This window comes from Edwardsiella hoshinae NBRC 105699 = ATCC 33379 (genome assembly GCF_000474215.1).
Classification (GTDB): domain Bacteria; phylum Pseudomonadota; class Gammaproteobacteria; order Enterobacterales; family Enterobacteriaceae; genus Edwardsiella; species Edwardsiella hoshinae.
Genome location: NZ_BAUC01000034.1, coordinates 34,677 through 51,680, shown reverse-complemented (window position 1 = coordinate 51,680; position 17,004 = coordinate 34,677). Strand labels below are relative to the sequence as shown.

The window sequence follows — 17,004 nt, the reverse complement described above, 5'->3', positions numbered from 1 at the left end:
GTATGCGAATTTTTGCCGCGCAAGTCACGGGGGGAGCGGCGGGTATTCGATGCCGCGCATGCTATCGGGTGCGGAGCGGCAGTACGCTGATGCGGGGCGAGGCGAGAATGAGATAATGGCAAGAGATCGGGACGAGCGACTCACTCGCCCCGAACGGCCCCACAGGGAGCTAGGATCAGCGCGTCGCCAGACGTGCCTCGATGGCGTCCATTAGCATGCCGGTGATAGAGACCGGGAAGACTGCTTCGATCTCGCGGGCGCAGGTCGGGCTGGTGACGTTGATCTCGGTTAGACGGTCGCCGATGATGTCCAAGCCGACGAAGATCAGCCCCTTTTCCTTGAGGATCGGCGCGACCTTACGCGCGATAGCCCAGTCGCTCTCGCTCAGGGGACGTGCCTCGCCATGGCCGCCAGCCGCGAGGTTGCCGCGTGTCTCGCCGAGCTTCGGAATGCGCGCCAGGCAGTAGGGCACCGGCTCGCCATCCACCACTAAGACGCGCTTGTCGCCTTCTTTGATGGCCGGCAGGTAGTTTTGTGCCATGCAGAAACGCTGGCCGTGTTCGGTGAGGGTTTCGATGATCACCGACACGTTGGCATCATCCGGCTTGATCCGGAAGATCGATGCTCCCCCCATGCCATCCAACGGCTTGAGAATGATGTCGCCGTGGCGAGTATGGAAGTCGCGTAACTGATCGGCGCGGCGGGTGACCAGCGTGTCCGGCGTTAGGTCGGCGAACCAGGCGGTGAACAGCTTTTCATTGCAGTCCCGTAGGCTTTGCGGTTTGTTGACGATCAGCGTGCCGAAGGCTTCGGCACGCTCCAGAATATAGGTGGCGTAGATAAACTCGGTATCGAACGGCGGATCCTTGCGCATTAGGATCACATCGAGCTCGGCCAGGGCGATATCCTGTTCGCTGTCGAAACGATACCAGTTGGCCTTGTCATCGTTGACGCTGAGCAGACGGGTCTGCGCCCGCGCCTCCCCCTGGTGTAAGTAGAGATCGGCCATCTCCATGTAGTGCAGTTGGTAGCCGCGGCGCTGTGCCTCTAGCAACATGGCGAAGCTGGTGTCTTTCTTGATGTTAATGGATGCGATGGGATCCATCACAATACCGAGCTTAATCATACTATTCTCCTGTCTCCTTCGCGGATTCTGCCTCAGCCTAAGTCGCCAAAGCGGACCTGAAGTGCGGTAATGGCGGTTAACGCCGTCGTCTCGGTGCGCAGAACGCGCGGCCCCAATAGAATATCAGTAAAGTGGTAGTCGGCGGTCATGGCAATCTCATCCGCCGACAGGCCGCCTTCCGGGCCGATCAGCAAACGTACCCGGTTGAGGGAGTGCGGTAGGGTGTTGATGCTGGCGCTAGCGCGCGGGTGCAGGTTGAGCCGTAGGCCATCGTCTGGCTCGGCACACCACGCCTCCAGCGTCATTGCTGGGCGGATCTGCGGCAGGCTATTGCGCCCGCACTGCTCGCAGGCGGCGATGGCGATCTTTTGCCATTGCTGTTGCTTTTTAGCTAGACGCTCCGCGTCCAGCCGAACCCCACAGCGTTCGGAAATCAGCGGGGTAATGACGTTGACCCCCAACTCGATCGACTTCTGGATAGTGAACTCCATTTTTTCGCCGCGTGACATCACCTGTCCCAGATGCAGGTGCAGCGGCGACTCACGGCTCTCCTCATGCACCGCCGTCAGGCGTACGCGCACGCTCTTCTTATCGGCGCTGACGATCTCGGCGTCGAAGACCCGGTTGCTGCCATCGAACAGCTGTAGGGCGTGACCGGGCCCCATGCGCAAGACGCGGCCAACATGGTTGGCGGCATCGTCGCATAGGCTGACTTCGCCGGGAATGCTCAGGGGCTGCGGGTGGTAAATACGGGGAATGCGCATGCAGGATCCTCAGACAGGGTAAAAAGGGCGTGCCTTGGCACGCCATTCACGACTGAGCGTGATTATATACCCGTCATGCGCCGAGTGGCAGCGCTGGCGCGGACGATCACGGTTTGCTTGCGGCGCAAGCTTGTTGGACATAAGGGTTCGGGTTGCCCTGCACTTTGGCGATGCGCGCCTCACGCTCACACTCCCAGGTGCTGACCGGGTATTGGCGGTTCCATACCTCGAATAGATGAGTCTGCTGCGCGGAGAGCCGGATATGGTAGCGATCGCGCATATAGAAGTAGGTTCGGGCGATGGCGCCGCGCGCGCGTTCCGGCGGCTCAGCCTGCTTGTTTTTAAAGTCGACCTTCATCGTACACTGGCCGTACTGCCCCTCGCCACCTCGCCACTGGCTGAAGGCGAAGTTGCTGCGATCGCCGTTGACTTCACCGATGGCGGGTTGCAGGTTATGCAGGTCGGTTTCGATGCGCACATAGTCTGGATTCTTGGCGCAGTTTTTTCGTCCTCCCTGCTGCCAGCACTGAAGTTGGTGGCCAAATTGCCAGGCGGGCATCACATGTTCCCATTCGATGCGCTCGGCTCGGTGGGCATTTTTCCGCACCTGGTAGCCGCAACTAGCCAGATCGGGTGTACCTTTTTTGCCCTGCCATTCGATACGGCAACCGCAGTAGAAGGTGCCGGGCGCATCATGGTTGATTTTGGCGGCGACGGCCTTGGCCTGAGTGAAGTTGTTGATCTTGTCCGTCTGAGCTTGGCTGCCCAGTGGTAGCAGCACGGCACCCAGCAGGGCGGCGAGAGAGAGTAGGGTTTTGCCTGACATCTTCTAAAATCTTGTCACAGTGAGAAAGTCAGCAGGGTAGACAATACAAGACGCTCGGGCAACCCTTTGCGCCTACTGCCCTCGATTTTGGAAAAGTACGGGAAAGTTTTTGGCGTGATTCAGCGTGAAACGGGAGTCGGGCTCCAGCGCAGGGTCTCACCACATTGGCGGCACTGGTAACGGGATTCGCCGCGCTGGACGCGGTTATGGCGGCGCAGCGTCAGTTGATGTAATTGGCAGCGACAACGGTAAGGGAACGTCGGCCCACGCACCGAGTCGACGGTGAAGCGATGGGTGCGGCGCGGCTCGGCATCGAGGATCTCGGCCATCATCCAGCGCCATGCCTTGCCATGCGGCGCTACGCGGCCAAATTGGCGATACACCAGCAGATGGGCGAGTTCGTGCGGGATCACCTCGGCGATGAAGCTATGGCCATTTTCCAGCAGCAACACCGGGTTGAGGCGGATTTCCCATTGTTGGGGCCAGGCGCTGCCGGCGCTGGTACCACGTTGACGGTAGTTGACGCTGGGTAAAGGCCATGCGGCGTCTAGCCGTTGTTCGGCGAGAGCCAATTTGCTGCGCAGAGTGTGCATGACCGATTGCTGTAGGGCGATGGGAATACGCGCGTTGTTCATGGCGGCCAGCATAACGGCAGCAACGGGGATGTTCAAGCCTGGCGCGTGGTCTCTTATTGGCGACGGATAGATTAATTAAATTAAAGTATTCGTCTGCGTCGAGCTTACTCCCCCTCACGAATATTAATCTTTTAGCAATATCGCGAGAGAGCAGAGTGAGTGGGTAAATATTATCTCAATGATTATAAAGTATATTTATTTCCATAAAATATCCAAGGGTATTTTCAAATGTAACAATATGAATTTTAAATAAAAAAAGGCGAGTAAATTTATTGTTTCTAACGGGAAAATATTACTTCCTTTTCTATAATTATCAGCGGAGCCTGGCGGTTTGCTGACGCGCGCTCCAGTGGGCCAATGTCATGTATGGCCAATCATCATCACAGGGGAGCGCAGACTATGGCTTCTGCAAAAAAAATTGGGCTTATCGCCTGTACCGGGGTGGTTGCCGGCAACATGATGGGCAGCGGCATCGCGTTGTTGCCCGCGAACCTGGCAAGTCTCGGGTCAATCGCAGTATGGGGCTGGTTGATCGCGCTGGTTGGCGCTATCTCGCTGGCTTATGTCTATGCCCGTTTGGCGACCAAGAACCCGCAGGAGGGGGGGCCGGTGGCCTACGCTGGTGAGGTCGGCGCGGCATTCGGTTTTCAGACCGGGGTGTTGTATTACCACGCCAACTGGATCGGTAACTTGGCGATCGGCATTACCGCCGTCTCCTATCTTTCGACCTTCTTTCCCGTACTGAACCAGCCGATCCCGGCGGGGATCGCCTGTATCGCCATCGTCTGGATTTTCACTTTCGTCAATATGCTGGGCGGTGCTTGGGTGAGTCGCTTGACCACTCTCGGCCTGGTGTTGGTGCTGATCCCGGTTATCGCTACCGGGATCGCCGGCTGGTTCTGGTTCGAGCCGAGCACCTACATGGCAAACTGGAACACCTCCGGCGGCACCGACTACCATGCGGTCATCAAGAGTATCCTGTTGTGCCTGTGGGCGTTTATCGGGGTAGAATCTGCGTCCGTCAGTACCGGGATGGTCAAGGACCCGCAGCGTAACGTTCCGCTGGCGACCATGATGGGGACTTTCCTGGCCGGGGTGGTCTACATTGCGGCTACCCAGGCGATCGCCGGGATGTATCCGGCACATGAGATGGCAGCCTCTGGCGCTCCCTTTGCCATTAGCGCCTCCACCATGGTAGGCAGTTGGGCCGGTCCGTTGGTCTCTGCCTTTACCGCTTTCGCCTGCCTGACGTCGCTCGGTTCTTGGATGATGCTGGTCGGCCAAGCGGGCGCGCGTGCGGCCCATGATGGCAACTTCCCTAAGATCTATGGCGAGTTGGATAAGAATGGCTTGCCGAAGAAGGGGCTGTTCCTGGCCGCGATCAAGATGACCATCCTGATGGTGCTGATCACCGTGATGAACGCCAGCGGCGGTAAGGCCTCCGATCTGTTCGGTGAGTTGACCGGTATCGCGGTGCTGTTGACCATGTTGCCCTACTTCTACTCCTGTATCGACTTGATCCGTTTCGATGGTGCCAATATCAAGAACGTTCTCAGCCTGTTGGCCTCGATTCTTGGTTGTGTGTTCTGTTTTATCGCCCTGATGGGGGCCAACTCGATCGAGCTGTCCGGTACCTTTATCGTCAGCCTGATCATCCTGATGTTCTACTCACGCAAGCTGGGCTCCGCGCAGGAGAAGGATATCGCCCCGCGTAGCTAGACGTGACCGTTGTTAACCGACCGGCGGCGAGGAGGTCGCCGGTATTGCCAGTCAATTGGCCAGGAGAGTTCACATGAATATCATCGCCATAATGAATGACATGAGCGTGTATTTTAAGGAAGAGCCGCTGCGTGAGTTGCAATTGGAGTTGGAGAAGGCCGGTTTTCGCATCGCCTACCCGCATGATCGTAATGATTTACTCAAACTGATCGAAAATAACGCCCGCCTATGCGGGGTGATCTTCGACTGGGATAAATACAACTTGGCGTTGTGCGAGGAGATCAGTGCACTGAACAAGATGCTACCGATCTACGCCTTCGCCAATACCTACTCGACGTTGGACGTGAGCATGAGTGACTTGCGTCTCAATGTGCGTTTCTTCGAGTACACCTTGGGCAGCGCGCAAGACATTGCGCTCAAGATCCGCCAAAGTACCGATCAGTACATCGATGCCATCATGCCGCCGTTGACCAAGGCGTTGTTTAAGTATGTCCATGAGGAGAAGTACACCTTCTGTACGCCGGGGCACATGGGCGGTACCGCGTTCGAGAAAAGCCCAGTGGGCACCCTGTTCTACGATTTCTACGGTGAGAATACCTTACGCTCCGATATCTCCATCTCGGTGGCCGAGTTAGGCTCGCTGTTGGATCACAGCGGCCCGCATCGCGAGGCAGAGGAGTATATCGCCCGCACCTTTAATGCCGATCGTAGCTATATCGTCACCAACGGCACCTCGACGGCCAACAAGATCGTCGGGATGTACTCTTCACCGGCCGGCGCCTCGATCCTTATCGATCGTAACTGCCATAAATCGCTGACCCATCTGATGATGATGAGTAACGTGGTACCGCTGTACCTGCGCCCGACGCGTAACGCCTACGGTATTCTGGGGGGGATTCCGCGCCAGGAATTTAGCCGTGAGGCCATCGAAGAGAAGGTACGTAATACGCCTAATGCCAGTTGGCCGGTGCATGCGGTGGTCACTAACTCCACCTATGACGGCCTGTTCTATAACACCGACTATATCAAGCAGACACTGGATGTGAAGTCGATCCACTTCGACTCCGCCTGGGTTCCCTACACCAACTTCCATCCCATCTATCAGGGTAAGGCTGGGATGAGTGGTGAGCGGGTGCCGGGCAAGGTGATCTATGAAACCCAGTCCACCCACAAGTTGCTGGCGGCTTTCTCCCAGGCCTCGATGATCCATGTGAAGGGGATCATCAATGAGGAGACGTTTAACGAAGCTTACATGATGCACACCTCCACCTCGCCGCACTATGGCATCGTGGCCTCGGCCGAGATGTCGGCGGCGATGATGAAGGGTAACACCGGTAAGCGCCTGATCGCCAATTCCATCGAGCGCGCTATTCGTTTCCGTAAAGAAATTAAGCGACTAAGAACCGAGTCCGAAGGATGGTTCTTCGACGTGTGGCAACCGGATAACATCGATGAGGTCGCCTGCTGGCCGCTGAACGCGCGCAACGACTGGCACGGTTTCAAGAATATCGATGATGACCACATGTTCTTGGACCCGATCAAGGTGACCTTGCTGACCCCTGGGATGAAAGCGGATGGCACCATGGATAGCTGGGGGATCCCGGCATCGATCGTCGCTAAGTACTTAGACGAACATGGCATCATCGTCGAGAAAACTGGGCCGTATAACCTGTTGTTCTTGTTTAGCATTGGCATTGATAAGACCAAGGCCCTTAGCCTGCTGCGTGCCTTGACTGACTTCAAACGCGTCTACGATCTTAACCTGCGGGTGAAGAATGTGTTGCCGTCGTTGTACCAGGAGGCGCCGGAGTTCTATGAGAACATACGCATTCAGGAGTTGGCGCAAGGGATCCATACCCTGACCAGTGACTCCCATTTGCCGGATCTGATGTACAGCGCTTTCGACGTGCTGCCGACCTTGGTATTGACGCCGCATGACGCTTTCCAGGAGGAAGTGCGCGGCAACATCGAAAGCTGTCCGTTACAGCAGATGATCGGTCGGGTCAGCGCCAACATGATCCTGCCGTATCCGCCGGGCGTTCCCTTGATCATGCCGGGTGAGATGATCACCGAGGCCAGTAAGCCGGTGTTGGATTTCCTGCAACTGTTGTGTGACATTGGCGCTCACTATCCCGGCTTCGAGACCGATATTCATGGCGTACAGTGCAACGGGCGGGGAGAATATGAAGTGGTGGTACTGAAGAATTACGGCGACAAGACGTAAAGGTCGGCCAATACCAGAGAAAGCGAAGGCACCGCCCGCCGGCGGTGCCTTTTTTATTACCGTCTATCTCATCGCGGTAGGTGGGCGAGGCGCTCCCGTAGGGAAGCGCCTGTTAGTCCAGGATGATATGTGGGTAGTAACGCGACAGATCCTGCGTGATGCGGCTATGATCTTCACGCAGACCGATCCCCGCCGGGCTGTCGTTGACCAGCCAGCTACCGATCAGGGTGTAGCTGTCCCCGAACTTGGGCAGCGGGTGATACTGCTGCACAATCATCCCCTCTTCGCCATAGGGGCCATCGACACGCTCGATCTCTTGGCCGTTTTCGATGATGCGGATGTTGGCGCCTTCGCGGGAGAACAGTGGTTTCACCACATAGCGATCCATCGGCGGCTGGCTGCCGTCGGCGAAGTAGGCCGGCAGCAGGTTGGGGTGGTTGGGGAACATTTCCCACAACATCGGTAGCAGAGCCTTGTTGGAGAGAATGCTCTTCCATGCCGGCTCCAACCAGCGCACTCCAGCATCCTCCAGCTTGGTCGAGAACATCTCGCGTAGCATGAATTCCCAGGGATAGAGCTTGAACAAGTTACTGATCACGTGATCCTGGCCGTCGGTAAACTGCCCTTTCTCCCCGAGGCCGATCTCATCCATATACAGGAACTCGGTGGCCAATCCGGCCTCCGCGGCGCAATCTTGCAGGTATTGCACCGTGCCACGATCCTCTTCGCTATCCTGGCAGCAAGCCATGTGCAGCAACTGGAAGCCGTAGTTGGCCTTCAGCTCGGCGAAGCGGGCGATCAGCTGTTCTTGCAGGCTGTTGAATTGGTCGGCATTGGCGGGTAGCTTGCCGGCGCGGATCTGATCTTCTAGCCAGATCCACTGGAAGAAGGCGGACTCATACAGCGAAGTCGGCGTGTCGGCGTTATTCTCTAGCAGCTTGGCCGGTCCTTGACCGTCATAGGCCAAGTCGAGGCGTGAATAGAGTGATGGCTGGCCCGAGCGCCAGGAGGCGCGTACGAAGTCCCAGGTGTGTTTGGGGATCTGGAAGCGGGTCAGTAACGCTTCGCTGTCGACCACGCGCTCCACGACCTGGAGGCACATCTGGTGCAGTTCGGCGGTGGTCTCCTCCAGCGTCTCGATCTGTGCCAGGGTGAACTGGTAGTAGGCATCCTCGCACCAGTAGGGTTCGCCATACAGGGTGTGGAACTGAAAACCGAATTCGTTAGCTTTGGCGCGCCAGTCTGGGCGCTCGCTGATGGCAATGCGTTTCATCGATTAACCGCCCATGCTGCGTGAGCCGGTGCTGCTGGCACTGCTGCGTTGCAGGCTGTTTTGCTTAGCGACGGTTTCACCGAAGCCGCCACGAGTGATGGTGGTGGTGGTCGCCGGCTTCGGCGCCATGGCGGTCTTCGGCACCGTCATGGTGCGTCCGCCGGCGGTAGCCGGGCCATAGCTTTTGCCACTGGCGTCGACGAACTGGCCGTTAGCTGGGCTGGCGGCGCTGCGCGGGGTGAACAGTGGTTGTTGGTTGAAGCCTCCGCCCATTAGACGACCCATCATATAGCCCGCCATCAGCGGCATCCAGAAGCTGCCACTGCTCTGTGCCGCTTCGGCATTGTTGCCATTGCTGGTTGGTGCCATGCCGGCCTGTGCCGGTGCCTGGGTGCATTGCCCCTCGCCGAATTCGGCGATGCAATCCTCACGGCTAGCATACTTCGGCGCGGTCTTTGCCGCCTCCTTCAATGCGTTGTCGTAGGACTCCTTGCACTGCGCGCTCATTGACGGATTAGCCTTGCTACAGTCGTCGGCGTTTTGATACAGCGACACCGTCTCATCGCTCTTCTCGCAACCGGCCAACAAGAAGACCGCGCTGACGGCCAGCGCCAGCGGTGCCATGCGCCAGTGTTTGCGGAAGGCGCCGCGGTTAATGTGTTTGGTCCGTTTCATGGTGTGGTTCTCCGTTGCGGGCTAAGCAAAAGCCATGCCCGTATTACCCAGATTGCCGATAGCATAGGTGAAAGCTGGTTATATTTAAAGCGCGCGGCGGCGCGCGGGCGCGGATTTACATACTCTGAAGCGAGAATGTGCCGTGGCTCGCGCTTTATACTGGGCTTGGGGGGCGGTACGCGGCGTTGTTTCCCATGCCTGGCCGATTCAGGCACGGCTATCGTCGCCCGGCCGCTCACCATCTTGGGTGTCGGAGATCACCTGGGCGACCTCATCCAAGGTGCCTATCTGGATCTCGCCGGCGCGGTTGAACTTGCTCTTATCGATTAGCAGCAGCGATTGGGCGGCGCGTTTAAGTAGCAACGCCTTGAAGTCGGCGTTGTAGGCGTTGGATTCCCACAGTCCGCCGCGTCCATCGATCCCTTCGCAGGAAAAGATAAACAGATCGATCTCCAATGACTTGAGCTGGGAGAGGATCGCCGGGTTGACGTAGCAGGCGTACTTGCGTTGCAACAGGCCGCCGGAACTGATCAACTGGATATGTTGGCGCTTGGCTAACTCCTGGCAGATGCGCAGGCTATTGGTGAATACGGTGATGTCGATATCGGGCAATTGGCGGGCCAGATAGTAGCAGGTGGAGCTGGCGTCGAGAGCCAGGGTCATGCCTTCGTCGATCCACTCCAGCGCCTGGCGGGCGATCTCCGCCTTGCCGGAGAGGTGACTCTTTAGCCGAGCATTGAACGGGTCGCCGCTGTCCTGGGTTTCCCCTCCTAGGCTGGTGGCGCGTCCGTGGCGGCGCACGATCTTGCCTTGTTGCTGGAGGGTGTTTAAGTCGCGACGAATGGTTTCGCGGCTAACCTCCAGTTGTTGGGCCAGTGCCTCGGTACTCAGCGTACCGTATTGGGCCACCAGTTGAATGATGGCTTGATGACGATCGTATTTCATCTTCGACTCCCGAATGAGGCCGCCCCGGTGCTCCGGGGCGGCGACGGGGAGAGATTACGGGGTCACGCCCTTTTTTAACAGGATATTGCCGTACTTGGCGCGCTCTCCTGTGATAACGATCGCAAACGCTTGCTGCGCGCGTTGATAGAAGGCGAAGCGATCGATGCGTGTCACTGGTTGTGGTGGCGTATCACCGAACAGGGCCGCCAGATAGCGCGCCTCGACGCGCGGATCGAGGGTGTCGCCCTCGACCGCCGCCATCATCACCAGTGGTGGCGCATAGCTGTCCAGTTCGAACAGCGGAATGATCGCCGCCAACAGATCGCTGACGCTCAAGCCGTCGGCACGGATCACCTGCGGCCCCATGGCGTGGGCCGGGAAGTGGGCGTCGGCGAAGATGATCTCATCGCCGTGGCCCATTTCGGCCAGGGTTTTTAGCAGTGACGGCGAGATCAGCGGAGAGATGTTTTTCAGCATGGATGACTCCTGGTGGGCGAGGAGGCGATCTGCGATTGGTAGTACGCGCGCTGTTCGCCCGGAATGTAATCGTGATAGGTCAAGGTGACGGCGGCGCGTGCCTGTTCCGCCGAGGCGTAGTAACCGGCACCACGCCAGGCGAATAGGGCGGCGCCGAGGACAGTGGTTTCGGCGTTGGCCAGCACACGGACCGGCATATCGAGGATATCGGCCTTGATCTGGTTCCACAGGGCGTTGCGGCTGCCGCCGCCGACCAACAGCAGGCTTTGCGCTTGGAAGCCACCCAGTGTTTGTAGGGTATGTAGGTTGTGACGTAATTGCCAACCGAGGCTCTCTAGCGCGGCACGGTAGAAGTGGCCGCGGCCGCTATGGAGACTCACCCCCCGCCAACCGGCCTGGCCGTCGGCTTGGAGCAGGTGGCTATTCATGCGTACTCCGTCGCAACCGGGGGCGACGGCGGCCGCCTCGGCGATCATCTGGGCATAGGCCTCTTGGCGCGGCACCTCATGCCAGTAGAGTTGGCGGATCCACTCCAGTACTCCAGAGGCCAACCATTGCAGACCAGGGTTGAACAGGCCAGGGCAACTGTCCAGTTCGCAAGTGGAGCCGGCGTGACGCGGCAGCAGGGCGGTATTGACCTGAGGGGTACGTACCATCAAGATTTCCCAGGTGCCGGAGGAGAGCACCGGTTGCTCCAGCCCCGCGCCGGAGCCGAACAGGGCGAATTGGGTGTCGTGCCCGGCGGCGATCACCGGGATACCCGCCGGTAGGCCGAGCCGTTGCGCCATGCTCGGCAGCAGGAGACCTATACGCTCGCCGGCGGCGACCATGCGTGGAAACAGATCGGTGCGTAGTCCGGTACGGCGCAGGATGGTGTCGCTAAACACCTCTTGGCGCACATCCAGCAACTGGCTGGTGCCTGCCATGGTGCGGTCAGTGGTGAATTCGCCGGTCAGGCGCTGGTTGATCAGCGAGGAGATAAACAGCCAGGCGTGCGCCTTTTCCAGTAGTGCCGGGTGATGGTGTTTGAACCACAGTAGTTTGTACAGCGTATTAAAACTGAATTGACCGATGCCGGAGAGGGTCTGTAATTCTTCCGGCGAGATGTAGCGCTCAATGCCCGCCATCTCTTCGGCGGTGCGTGGGCATTTCCAACTGATCACCGGGTAAAGCAGCGCGCCGTGGCGATCGACCAGGGCACCGTCGACGCCGAAGGTGGTGACGGTCAGCGCCTGGATGCGCGTCTGAGCCAGTTGGGGGGCGATCTGGCGGCAGCAATCGGCGAAGCGTTGCAGAATGGCTTCCAGCGACCAGACATGCCAACGCGCGTCCTCATCGCCGACTTGGCTGGCGTTAGCCTGTGAGGCTTGGGCCACCACCTTGCCCTGGGGATCGACGGCGATGGCGCGCACATTGGTGGCACCGCAGTCCAGGACCAAAACAACATCATGAGTCATACCGCCTCCTTGGCAAAAGGTGGGCGGCATGATGCCGCCCGGTTGCATTAGGCGCGCTTGTACAGCGGGCCGTAGTTCTGGCAGGCGCGGTAGTCCTGGCCTTCGCTGTCCATGCCGTGGGCGGCCCAGGCTGAGGGACGGTAGATGGCGTCGTCGGCGACGTTGTGCATGCATACCGGGATGCGCAGCATCGAGGCCAGGGTGATTAGATCGGCCCCGACGTGGCCGATGGTCAACACCCCATGGTTGGCGCCCCAGTTAGCCATCACCGAGTAGACATCCTTGAATGGTCCCTCACCGGTTAGGCGCGGCACGAACCAGGTGGTCGGCCAGGTGGCGTTGGTGCGATTGTCGAGGATGTCATGCATCTCCGCCGGCAGCTCGACACTCCAGCCTTCGGCGATCTGTAATACTGGGCCGACACCTTTGATCAGGTTGACGCGGCTCATGGTGAACGGCACACCGCCGCGGGTGAGGAAGCGCGAGGAGAAACCGCCGCCGCGGAAGTATTCATGGATCGCCGGACACCATTCGGTGGCCGCCAGGCAGGCGTCAGCTTCTTGCTGGCTGATCTGCCAATGTGGTTTGATGGTGGGGTGTCCCGCGGCATCCTGTTGGCGACAAGTGCCATCGAGTGCGGCGGAGCCAGAGTTGATCAGGTGGATGATGCCGTGCTCGGCCAGACCCTGTAGCGGTTGGCCGGTGACGCGCTCGACTGCCTGCGGCGACCAGTAGGTGCGGACGTCGGCGAAGACCTGGGCGGTGCCGGTCAGCATGTGACCGAACAACATCGCTACACCGTTGAGGCTGTCGTTTTCGGTGGCCACCACCAGCGGACGACGTACGCCGTTCCAGTCGAAGGCGCTGTTGAGCAACGCCTCGGCGGTGTCGCCGTTAGGGTATTGATCGGTCCAGTGACGTTGGCCCTGGAAACCGGCGGCCACGGCGTTATAGCCCAGCGCCTCCTCCTGCCAGCCCAGCTCGGCCAGCTTCGGGTTGCCCTGCATCATGTCACGGATGCAGATGGCCATCAGTAGGCTTTCACGCAGTACACGGCGGCTATCCTCGGGGGAGCGGCGATACTGTTCGGCGTTGAGATCCGGGCCATAGCGGAAGTGATGGTCGGCCCAGTCGAGCGCTAGCGCCAGCTCTTCCGGGTCGTAGATTTGATTATCGATGCGGCGGCGCAGCTCGGTCATATCGACGGCCTGTACCTTCATGCCCAGCCAGGATTCAAAGAAGTCGTGATCGACGATGGAGCCGGCGATGCCCATCGACACGCCGCCCAGTGACAGATAGCTCTTACCCTTGATCCCGGCGACAGCCAAGCCGGCGCGGGCGAAGCGCAACAATTTCTCCTGCACGTCGGCCGGGATGCCTTCGTCGTCGCTATCTTGCACGTCATGACCATAGATGGAGAAGGCGGGGATCCCTTTCTGGCTGTGGGCGGCCAGGGCGGCGGCCAGATAGACGGCACCCGGGCGTTCGGTGCCGTTGAAGCCCCAGATGGCCTTCGGCCGCAGCGGATCCATGTCGATGGTCTCGCTGCCATAGCACCAGCAGGGGGTGACGGTAATGGTCAGACCGACGTTATGGCGGCTGAACTTCGCGTCACAGGCGGCGGCTTCAGCCATGCCGGCGATGCAGGTATCGGCGATCACGCATTCGACCTCGGCACCACATGGATGGCGCAGTTGCTCACTGAGTAGACGGGCGGTGGCCTGTGCCATCGCCATGGTCTGCGCCTCAAGGGATTCGCGGACGCCCATGCGGCGGCCATCGATGGCCGGACGAATACCAATCTTAGGCAGGGTATGTTGCTGGTTCATGCTGTTACCTCGTAGTAATCGGTTAATGCGCAATATCGGGGCGGCACCGCCGTGGGGATGCCAGCCGAGCCAATGTGCTGGACTTAGGCCTTATGGCCTTTAAAACCAAAGTGAATCAAATAGATGAAGCCAAGCAGCGGGATGAGGAAGGCCATGCGGATACCGGCCATGTCGGAGATCTGGCCCATCAGGGCGGTCAACACTGCGCCGCCGAGGATGGCCATGATCAGGCAGCTGCCACCGAATTGGGTGTCTTTACCCAGACCATGCACCGACAAACCGAAGATGGTCGGGAACATCAGCGACATGCAAGCGGAGACCGCCACCAGGCCATAGACCCCGGTGAGGCCACCGACGAACATCACCAGCAGCAGGCTGACGGAGGCCAGGCTAGCCAGCAGACCGAGCAAGATAGCCGGCGAGACGAACTTCATCATGGCGGTACAGACGAAACGGAAGGCGGAGAACAGCACGATGGAGAGCAGCAGGTAGCTGGAAGCCTCGGCCTCGTTGCCGCCGACCTCGGCCATCACATAGCGGATAGTGTAGGACCAGCAACCGATTTGGGCACCGACATAGAAAAACTGGCCGATCACGCCGCGTACAAAGTACCCCTTACTGAGCAGTCGGCTAAAGCTCTCCTTTAATGATCCATCGCTGGCGCTGCTGTCGTGGGCGACGGGCATGCGGGTAAAGGCGATGGCTAACCAGACCATGATGATCACCAGGGCGACCACCACATAGGGGCCCATCACGGCGGAGAGTTCGGCGGATTGGATGGTAGCCAGCGCGTCGGGATCCATGATGGCGCGCTCGGCGTCGCTGGCCGGGTTGAGTTGCGCCAGGATGTAGAACTTGCCGATCAACACGCCGGTGATGGAGCCGATGGGATTAAAGGATTGTGCCAGGTTGAGGCGACGAGTCGCTGTCTCTTGCGGTCCCATCGCGATGATATAGGGGTTGGCGCTGGTCTCCAGAATAGACAACCCGCCGGCCAGAATGAACAGGGCCATCAGAAAGGGGCCGTAGGCCATGATCTGGCTGGCGGGGTAAAACAGCAATGCACCGCTACAGAACAAACCGAGGCCGAGTAGCACGCCCGCCTTGTAGCTGAAACGTTTGATGAATAGGGCGGCGGGTAGCGCCAGACAGAAGTAGGCCCCGTAGAAAGCGGTTTGCACCAGGCCGGATTGCATATCGGTGAGGGTAAAGACCTTACGGAACTGTGCGATCAGCACATCCGTCATATTATTGGCTAGCCCCCATAGCGCGAAGCAGCTGGTTAAGAGAATAAAGGGAAATAAGATAGTCTTAGGCACGACGGCGATGCGGGTGGCCGTCGAGGCAATGTTTGTTGCGCTAGTACTCTTGGTCGTAATATCGGACATGACTAACACTCCACATTTGTATCGGATAGGGATGTTTTAATTATTCGGCGGCGATGAGGTTAATCGTCCGCTGTGGTGTAATCGGTAGTATTGCGCCCCGCTGGAATCAGGCGGGCGCTGTGGCTTAAGCAACGCTTATCTATGATGCCGCGTAGTGGCGAAATAGTGAGGCGTGCTATGGCCGTGACCAGAAAAGAGATGGTTTTTTCGCCAAATATATTCATGGCAGCTCGGCATGCATTTAGTAAATTAAAGTACAAGCGTGTGCCGGCGATATTATTTCTCCGCTTATCCTGAGAGAAAGCACCAAGGTTAGAAATAAAGGAAATAATATGCGCGCTTATCAGTGATGGACTATGGCGTGGCGCGTAGCTCCCTGGGGGGAGAGGGAAACGCACGCTGATTCTATAATTTACTGATAATAAATCGCGTATACTCATCTCATCCTCGTCTGTTCTGGCGGGGAAGTGGGTTCTTCTCTGCCATCTGCACCGTTCATGGGTAGGCGGTATCCATCCGCTGACAAATGCGCCCACATCATGCCCTGTTGCCGTAACGCAATGCTATTCTCAAAATAAAAAAGCGCCGAAAATATGAAACCAATCACATTTAATTCGCCTGGCGGGGGAAGTGTGAAGCCAGTCACCCTATCGCGATTAAATAGATGACCGTTTGTGCTGGTATTTAATTTAAATACACAGGGAGAATGACCGAATAGGCATTTTTTATTTAAAACGGGCAATTGTTAATAAATCAATCGGCTTGCCCGTTTAGTCCATGAATCGCTGAAACGGACATTTTTTCATGACTTATTTGTCGTGAATTTCGCTGTGAGCAGGGAATAGTCTTGAAGCCGGTCACAAAATAATACCTAGCGGTTTCCCGCACCGATATTCAGGAGAAATATGGGTGGCAGATATTAAGAGAAATTAGTGCGACAGTCACAGCGGCCTGCGTATCGAACGGGCAGGCTCGGGCAACAGATCTGTTCGCTATCACCCTGAGAGAGGTTAACCATGGAAAGAGAAACACTGGCGCGTGCCATTATCGATACCTGCCTGGAGATGACGCGTCTTGGGCTGAATCAGGGCACGGCGGGTAACGTCAGCGTGCGCTATCGTGACGGCATGCTGATTACCCCGACCGGTATTCCTTATGAACAGCTGCGTAGCGAGCAAATCGTCTATGTCGATGGGGCGGGACGCCATGAAGAGGGCAAACTCCCCTCCAGCGAATGGCGTTTCCATTTGGCCGCCTATCAGGCGCGCCCGGATGCCAATGCGGTGGTACATAATCATGCCATCCACTGTACCGCCGTCTCGATCCTGAACCGTCCTATCCCGGCGATCCACTATATGATCGCCGCCGCCGGGGGAAATACCATCCCTTGCGCTCCCTATGCCACCTTCGGCACTCAGGCCCTATCAGAATATGTCACCGAGGCGTTGAAGTACCGTAAGGCGACGCTGCTACAGCACCATGGTTTGATCGCCTGCGGCGAAAACTTGCAAAAGGCATTGTGGTTGGCTCATGAAGTCGAGGTATTAGCCCAGTTGTATCTTACCACCTTGGCGATCGCCGATCCGGTGCCGGTACTGTCTGACGAAGAGATCGCGGTGGTCTTGGAGAAGTTTAAAACGTACGGCTTACGCATCGAAGAGTGAGG

The 17,004-nt window shown here is 58.1% G+C and carries 15 protein-coding genes; 3 read left to right on the top strand and 12 right to left on the bottom strand.

Translation table 11 applies throughout. The annotated features are described in order from the left end of the window. Positions 1–175: 175 nt before the first annotated feature. The 4 genes from gshB to EHO01S_RS13880 all read right to left on the bottom strand — a co-directional run bounded on the left by gshB (position 176) and on the right by EHO01S_RS13880 (position 3,351). The gene (gshB, locus tag EHO01S_RS13895) at positions 176–1,126 is read right to left on the bottom strand and encodes a glutathione synthase (RefSeq protein ID WP_024524526.1); all 951 of its coding nucleotides are present in this window, start codon (positions 1,124–1,126) and stop codon (positions 176–178) included. A 32-nt stretch (positions 1,127–1,158) separates the two neighbouring features. Continuing rightward, complete coding sequence (rsmE, locus tag EHO01S_RS13890; protein ID WP_024524525.1) at positions 1,159–1,890, bottom strand: 16S rRNA (uracil(1498)-N(3))-methyltransferase; 732 nt, start codon at positions 1,888–1,890, stop codon at positions 1,159–1,161. Positions 1,891–1,996: 106 nt separating this feature from the next. Continuing rightward, the gene (gene endA / locus EHO01S_RS13885; RefSeq protein WP_024524524.1) at positions 1,997–2,716 is read right to left on the bottom strand and encodes a deoxyribonuclease I; all 720 of its coding nucleotides are present in this window, start codon (positions 2,714–2,716) and stop codon (positions 1,997–1,999) included. 119 nt (positions 2,717–2,835) lie between these two features. Then, positions 2,836–3,351, bottom strand: a complete 516-nt coding sequence (locus EHO01S_RS13880) for a SprT family zinc-dependent metalloprotease (RefSeq protein ID WP_024524523.1) — start codon at positions 3,349–3,351, stop codon at positions 2,836–2,838. 399 nt (positions 3,352–3,750) lie between these two features. Between EHO01S_RS13880 and cadB the strand changes: the two genes are divergently transcribed. Beyond that, positions 3,751–5,070, top strand: a complete 1,320-nt coding sequence (gene cadB / locus EHO01S_RS13875; protein ID WP_024524522.1) for a cadaverine/lysine antiporter — start codon at positions 3,751–3,753, stop codon at positions 5,068–5,070. Between the two features lie 73 nt (positions 5,071–5,143). Continuing rightward, entirely contained in the window at positions 5,144–7,294 is a 2,151-nt protein-coding gene (locus EHO01S_RS13870) for a lysine decarboxylase CadA (RefSeq protein WP_024524521.1), read from the top strand. A gap of 112 nt (positions 7,295–7,406) precedes the next feature. Here the strand turns inward: EHO01S_RS13870 and EHO01S_RS13865 are convergent, their stop codons facing one another. The 8 genes from EHO01S_RS13865 to EHO01S_RS18935 all read right to left on the bottom strand — a co-directional run bounded on the left by EHO01S_RS13865 (position 7,407) and on the right by EHO01S_RS18935 (position 15,778). Then, complete coding sequence (locus tag EHO01S_RS13865; RefSeq protein ID WP_024524520.1) at positions 7,407–8,567, bottom strand: glutathionylspermidine synthase family protein; 1,161 nt, start codon at positions 8,565–8,567, stop codon at positions 7,407–7,409. A 3-nt stretch (positions 8,568–8,570) separates the two neighbouring features. Beyond that, a complete protein-coding gene (locus EHO01S_RS13860) occupies positions 8,571–9,242 on the bottom strand; it encodes a DUF1190 family protein (RefSeq protein ID WP_024524519.1) in 672 nt (223 codons plus the stop codon). A gap of 207 nt (positions 9,243–9,449) precedes the next feature. Next, the gene (gene fucR / locus EHO01S_RS13855; RefSeq protein WP_024524518.1) at positions 9,450–10,187 is read right to left on the bottom strand and encodes an L-fucose operon activator; all 738 of its coding nucleotides are present in this window, start codon (positions 10,185–10,187) and stop codon (positions 9,450–9,452) included. Between the two features lie 54 nt (positions 10,188–10,241). Beyond that, the gene (fucU, locus tag EHO01S_RS13850) at positions 10,242–10,664 is read right to left on the bottom strand and encodes an L-fucose mutarotase (RefSeq protein WP_024524517.1); all 423 of its coding nucleotides are present in this window, start codon (positions 10,662–10,664) and stop codon (positions 10,242–10,244) included. Next, complete coding sequence (fucK, locus tag EHO01S_RS13845; protein ID WP_024524516.1) at positions 10,658–12,121, bottom strand: L-fuculokinase; 1,464 nt, start codon at positions 12,119–12,121, stop codon at positions 10,658–10,660. Before fucK ends, fucU begins: the two co-directional genes overlap by 7 nt. Positions 12,122–12,168: 47 nt before the next feature. Then, complete coding sequence (gene fucI / locus EHO01S_RS13840) at positions 12,169–13,950, bottom strand: L-fucose isomerase (RefSeq protein WP_024524515.1); 1,782 nt, start codon at positions 13,948–13,950, stop codon at positions 12,169–12,171. 83 nt (positions 13,951–14,033) lie between these two features. Further along, the gene (gene fucP / locus EHO01S_RS13835; RefSeq protein WP_024524514.1) at positions 14,034–15,338 is read right to left on the bottom strand and encodes an L-fucose:H+ symporter permease; all 1,305 of its coding nucleotides are present in this window, start codon (positions 15,336–15,338) and stop codon (positions 14,034–14,036) included. Between the two features lie 59 nt (positions 15,339–15,397). Beyond that, positions 15,398–15,778, bottom strand: coding sequence for a hypothetical protein (locus EHO01S_RS18935; RefSeq protein WP_148707563.1), 381 nt, complete (start codon positions 15,776–15,778; stop codon positions 15,398–15,400). Between the two features lie 576 nt (positions 15,779–16,354). On the opposite strand from EHO01S_RS18935, the gene fucA reads away from it, so the two are divergent. Beyond that, a complete protein-coding gene (gene fucA / locus EHO01S_RS13830) occupies positions 16,355–17,002 on the top strand; it encodes an L-fuculose-phosphate aldolase (protein WP_024524513.1) in 648 nt (215 codons plus the stop codon). The last annotated feature ends 2 nt before the right edge of the window (positions 17,003–17,004 follow it).

Excerpts from the sequence above, each read along its gene's own strand:
- fucP (WP_024524514.1), bottom strand. The coding sequence starts at position 15,338 with ATGTCCGATATTACGACCAAGAGTACTAGCGCAACAAACATTGCCTCG.
- fucK (WP_024524516.1), bottom strand. The coding sequence starts at position 12,121 with ATGACTCATGATGTTGTTTTGGTCCTGGACTGCGGTGCCACCAATGTG.
- fucA (WP_024524513.1), top strand. The coding sequence starts at position 16,355 with ATGGAAAGAGAAACACTGGCGCGTGCCATTATCGATACCTGCCTGGAG.
- EHO01S_RS13865 (WP_024524520.1), bottom strand. The coding sequence starts at position 8,567 with ATGAAACGCATTGCCATCAGCGAGCGCCCAGACTGGCGCGCCAAAGCT.
- fucR (WP_024524518.1), bottom strand. The coding sequence starts at position 10,187 with ATGAAATACGATCGTCATCAAGCCATCATTCAACTGGTGGCCCAATAC.
- endA (WP_024524524.1), bottom strand. The coding sequence starts at position 2,716 with ATGTCAGGCAAAACCCTACTCTCTCTCGCCGCCCTGCTGGGTGCCGTG.
- fucI (WP_024524515.1), bottom strand. The coding sequence starts at position 13,950 with ATGAACCAGCAACATACCCTGCCTAAGATTGGTATTCGTCCGGCCATC.
- EHO01S_RS13860 (WP_024524519.1), bottom strand. The coding sequence starts at position 9,242 with ATGAAACGGACCAAACACATTAACCGCGGCGCCTTCCGCAAACACTGG.
- fucU (WP_024524517.1), bottom strand. The coding sequence starts at position 10,664 with ATGCTGAAAAACATCTCTCCGCTGATCTCGCCGTCACTGCTAAAAACC.
- EHO01S_RS13870 (WP_024524521.1), top strand. The coding sequence starts at position 5,144 with ATGAATATCATCGCCATAATGAATGACATGAGCGTGTATTTTAAGGAA.
- rsmE (WP_024524525.1), bottom strand. The coding sequence starts at position 1,890 with ATGCGCATTCCCCGTATTTACCACCCGCAGCCCCTGAGCATTCCCGGC.
- cadB (WP_024524522.1), top strand. The coding sequence starts at position 3,751 with ATGGCTTCTGCAAAAAAAATTGGGCTTATCGCCTGTACCGGGGTGGTT.
- EHO01S_RS13880 (WP_024524523.1), bottom strand. The coding sequence starts at position 3,351 with ATGAACAACGCGCGTATTCCCATCGCCCTACAGCAATCGGTCATGCAC.
- EHO01S_RS18935 (WP_148707563.1), bottom strand. The coding sequence starts at position 15,778 with ATGAGTATACGCGATTTATTATCAGTAAATTATAGAATCAGCGTGCGT.
- gshB (WP_024524526.1), bottom strand. The coding sequence starts at position 1,126 with ATGATTAAGCTCGGTATTGTGATGGATCCCATCGCATCCATTAACATC.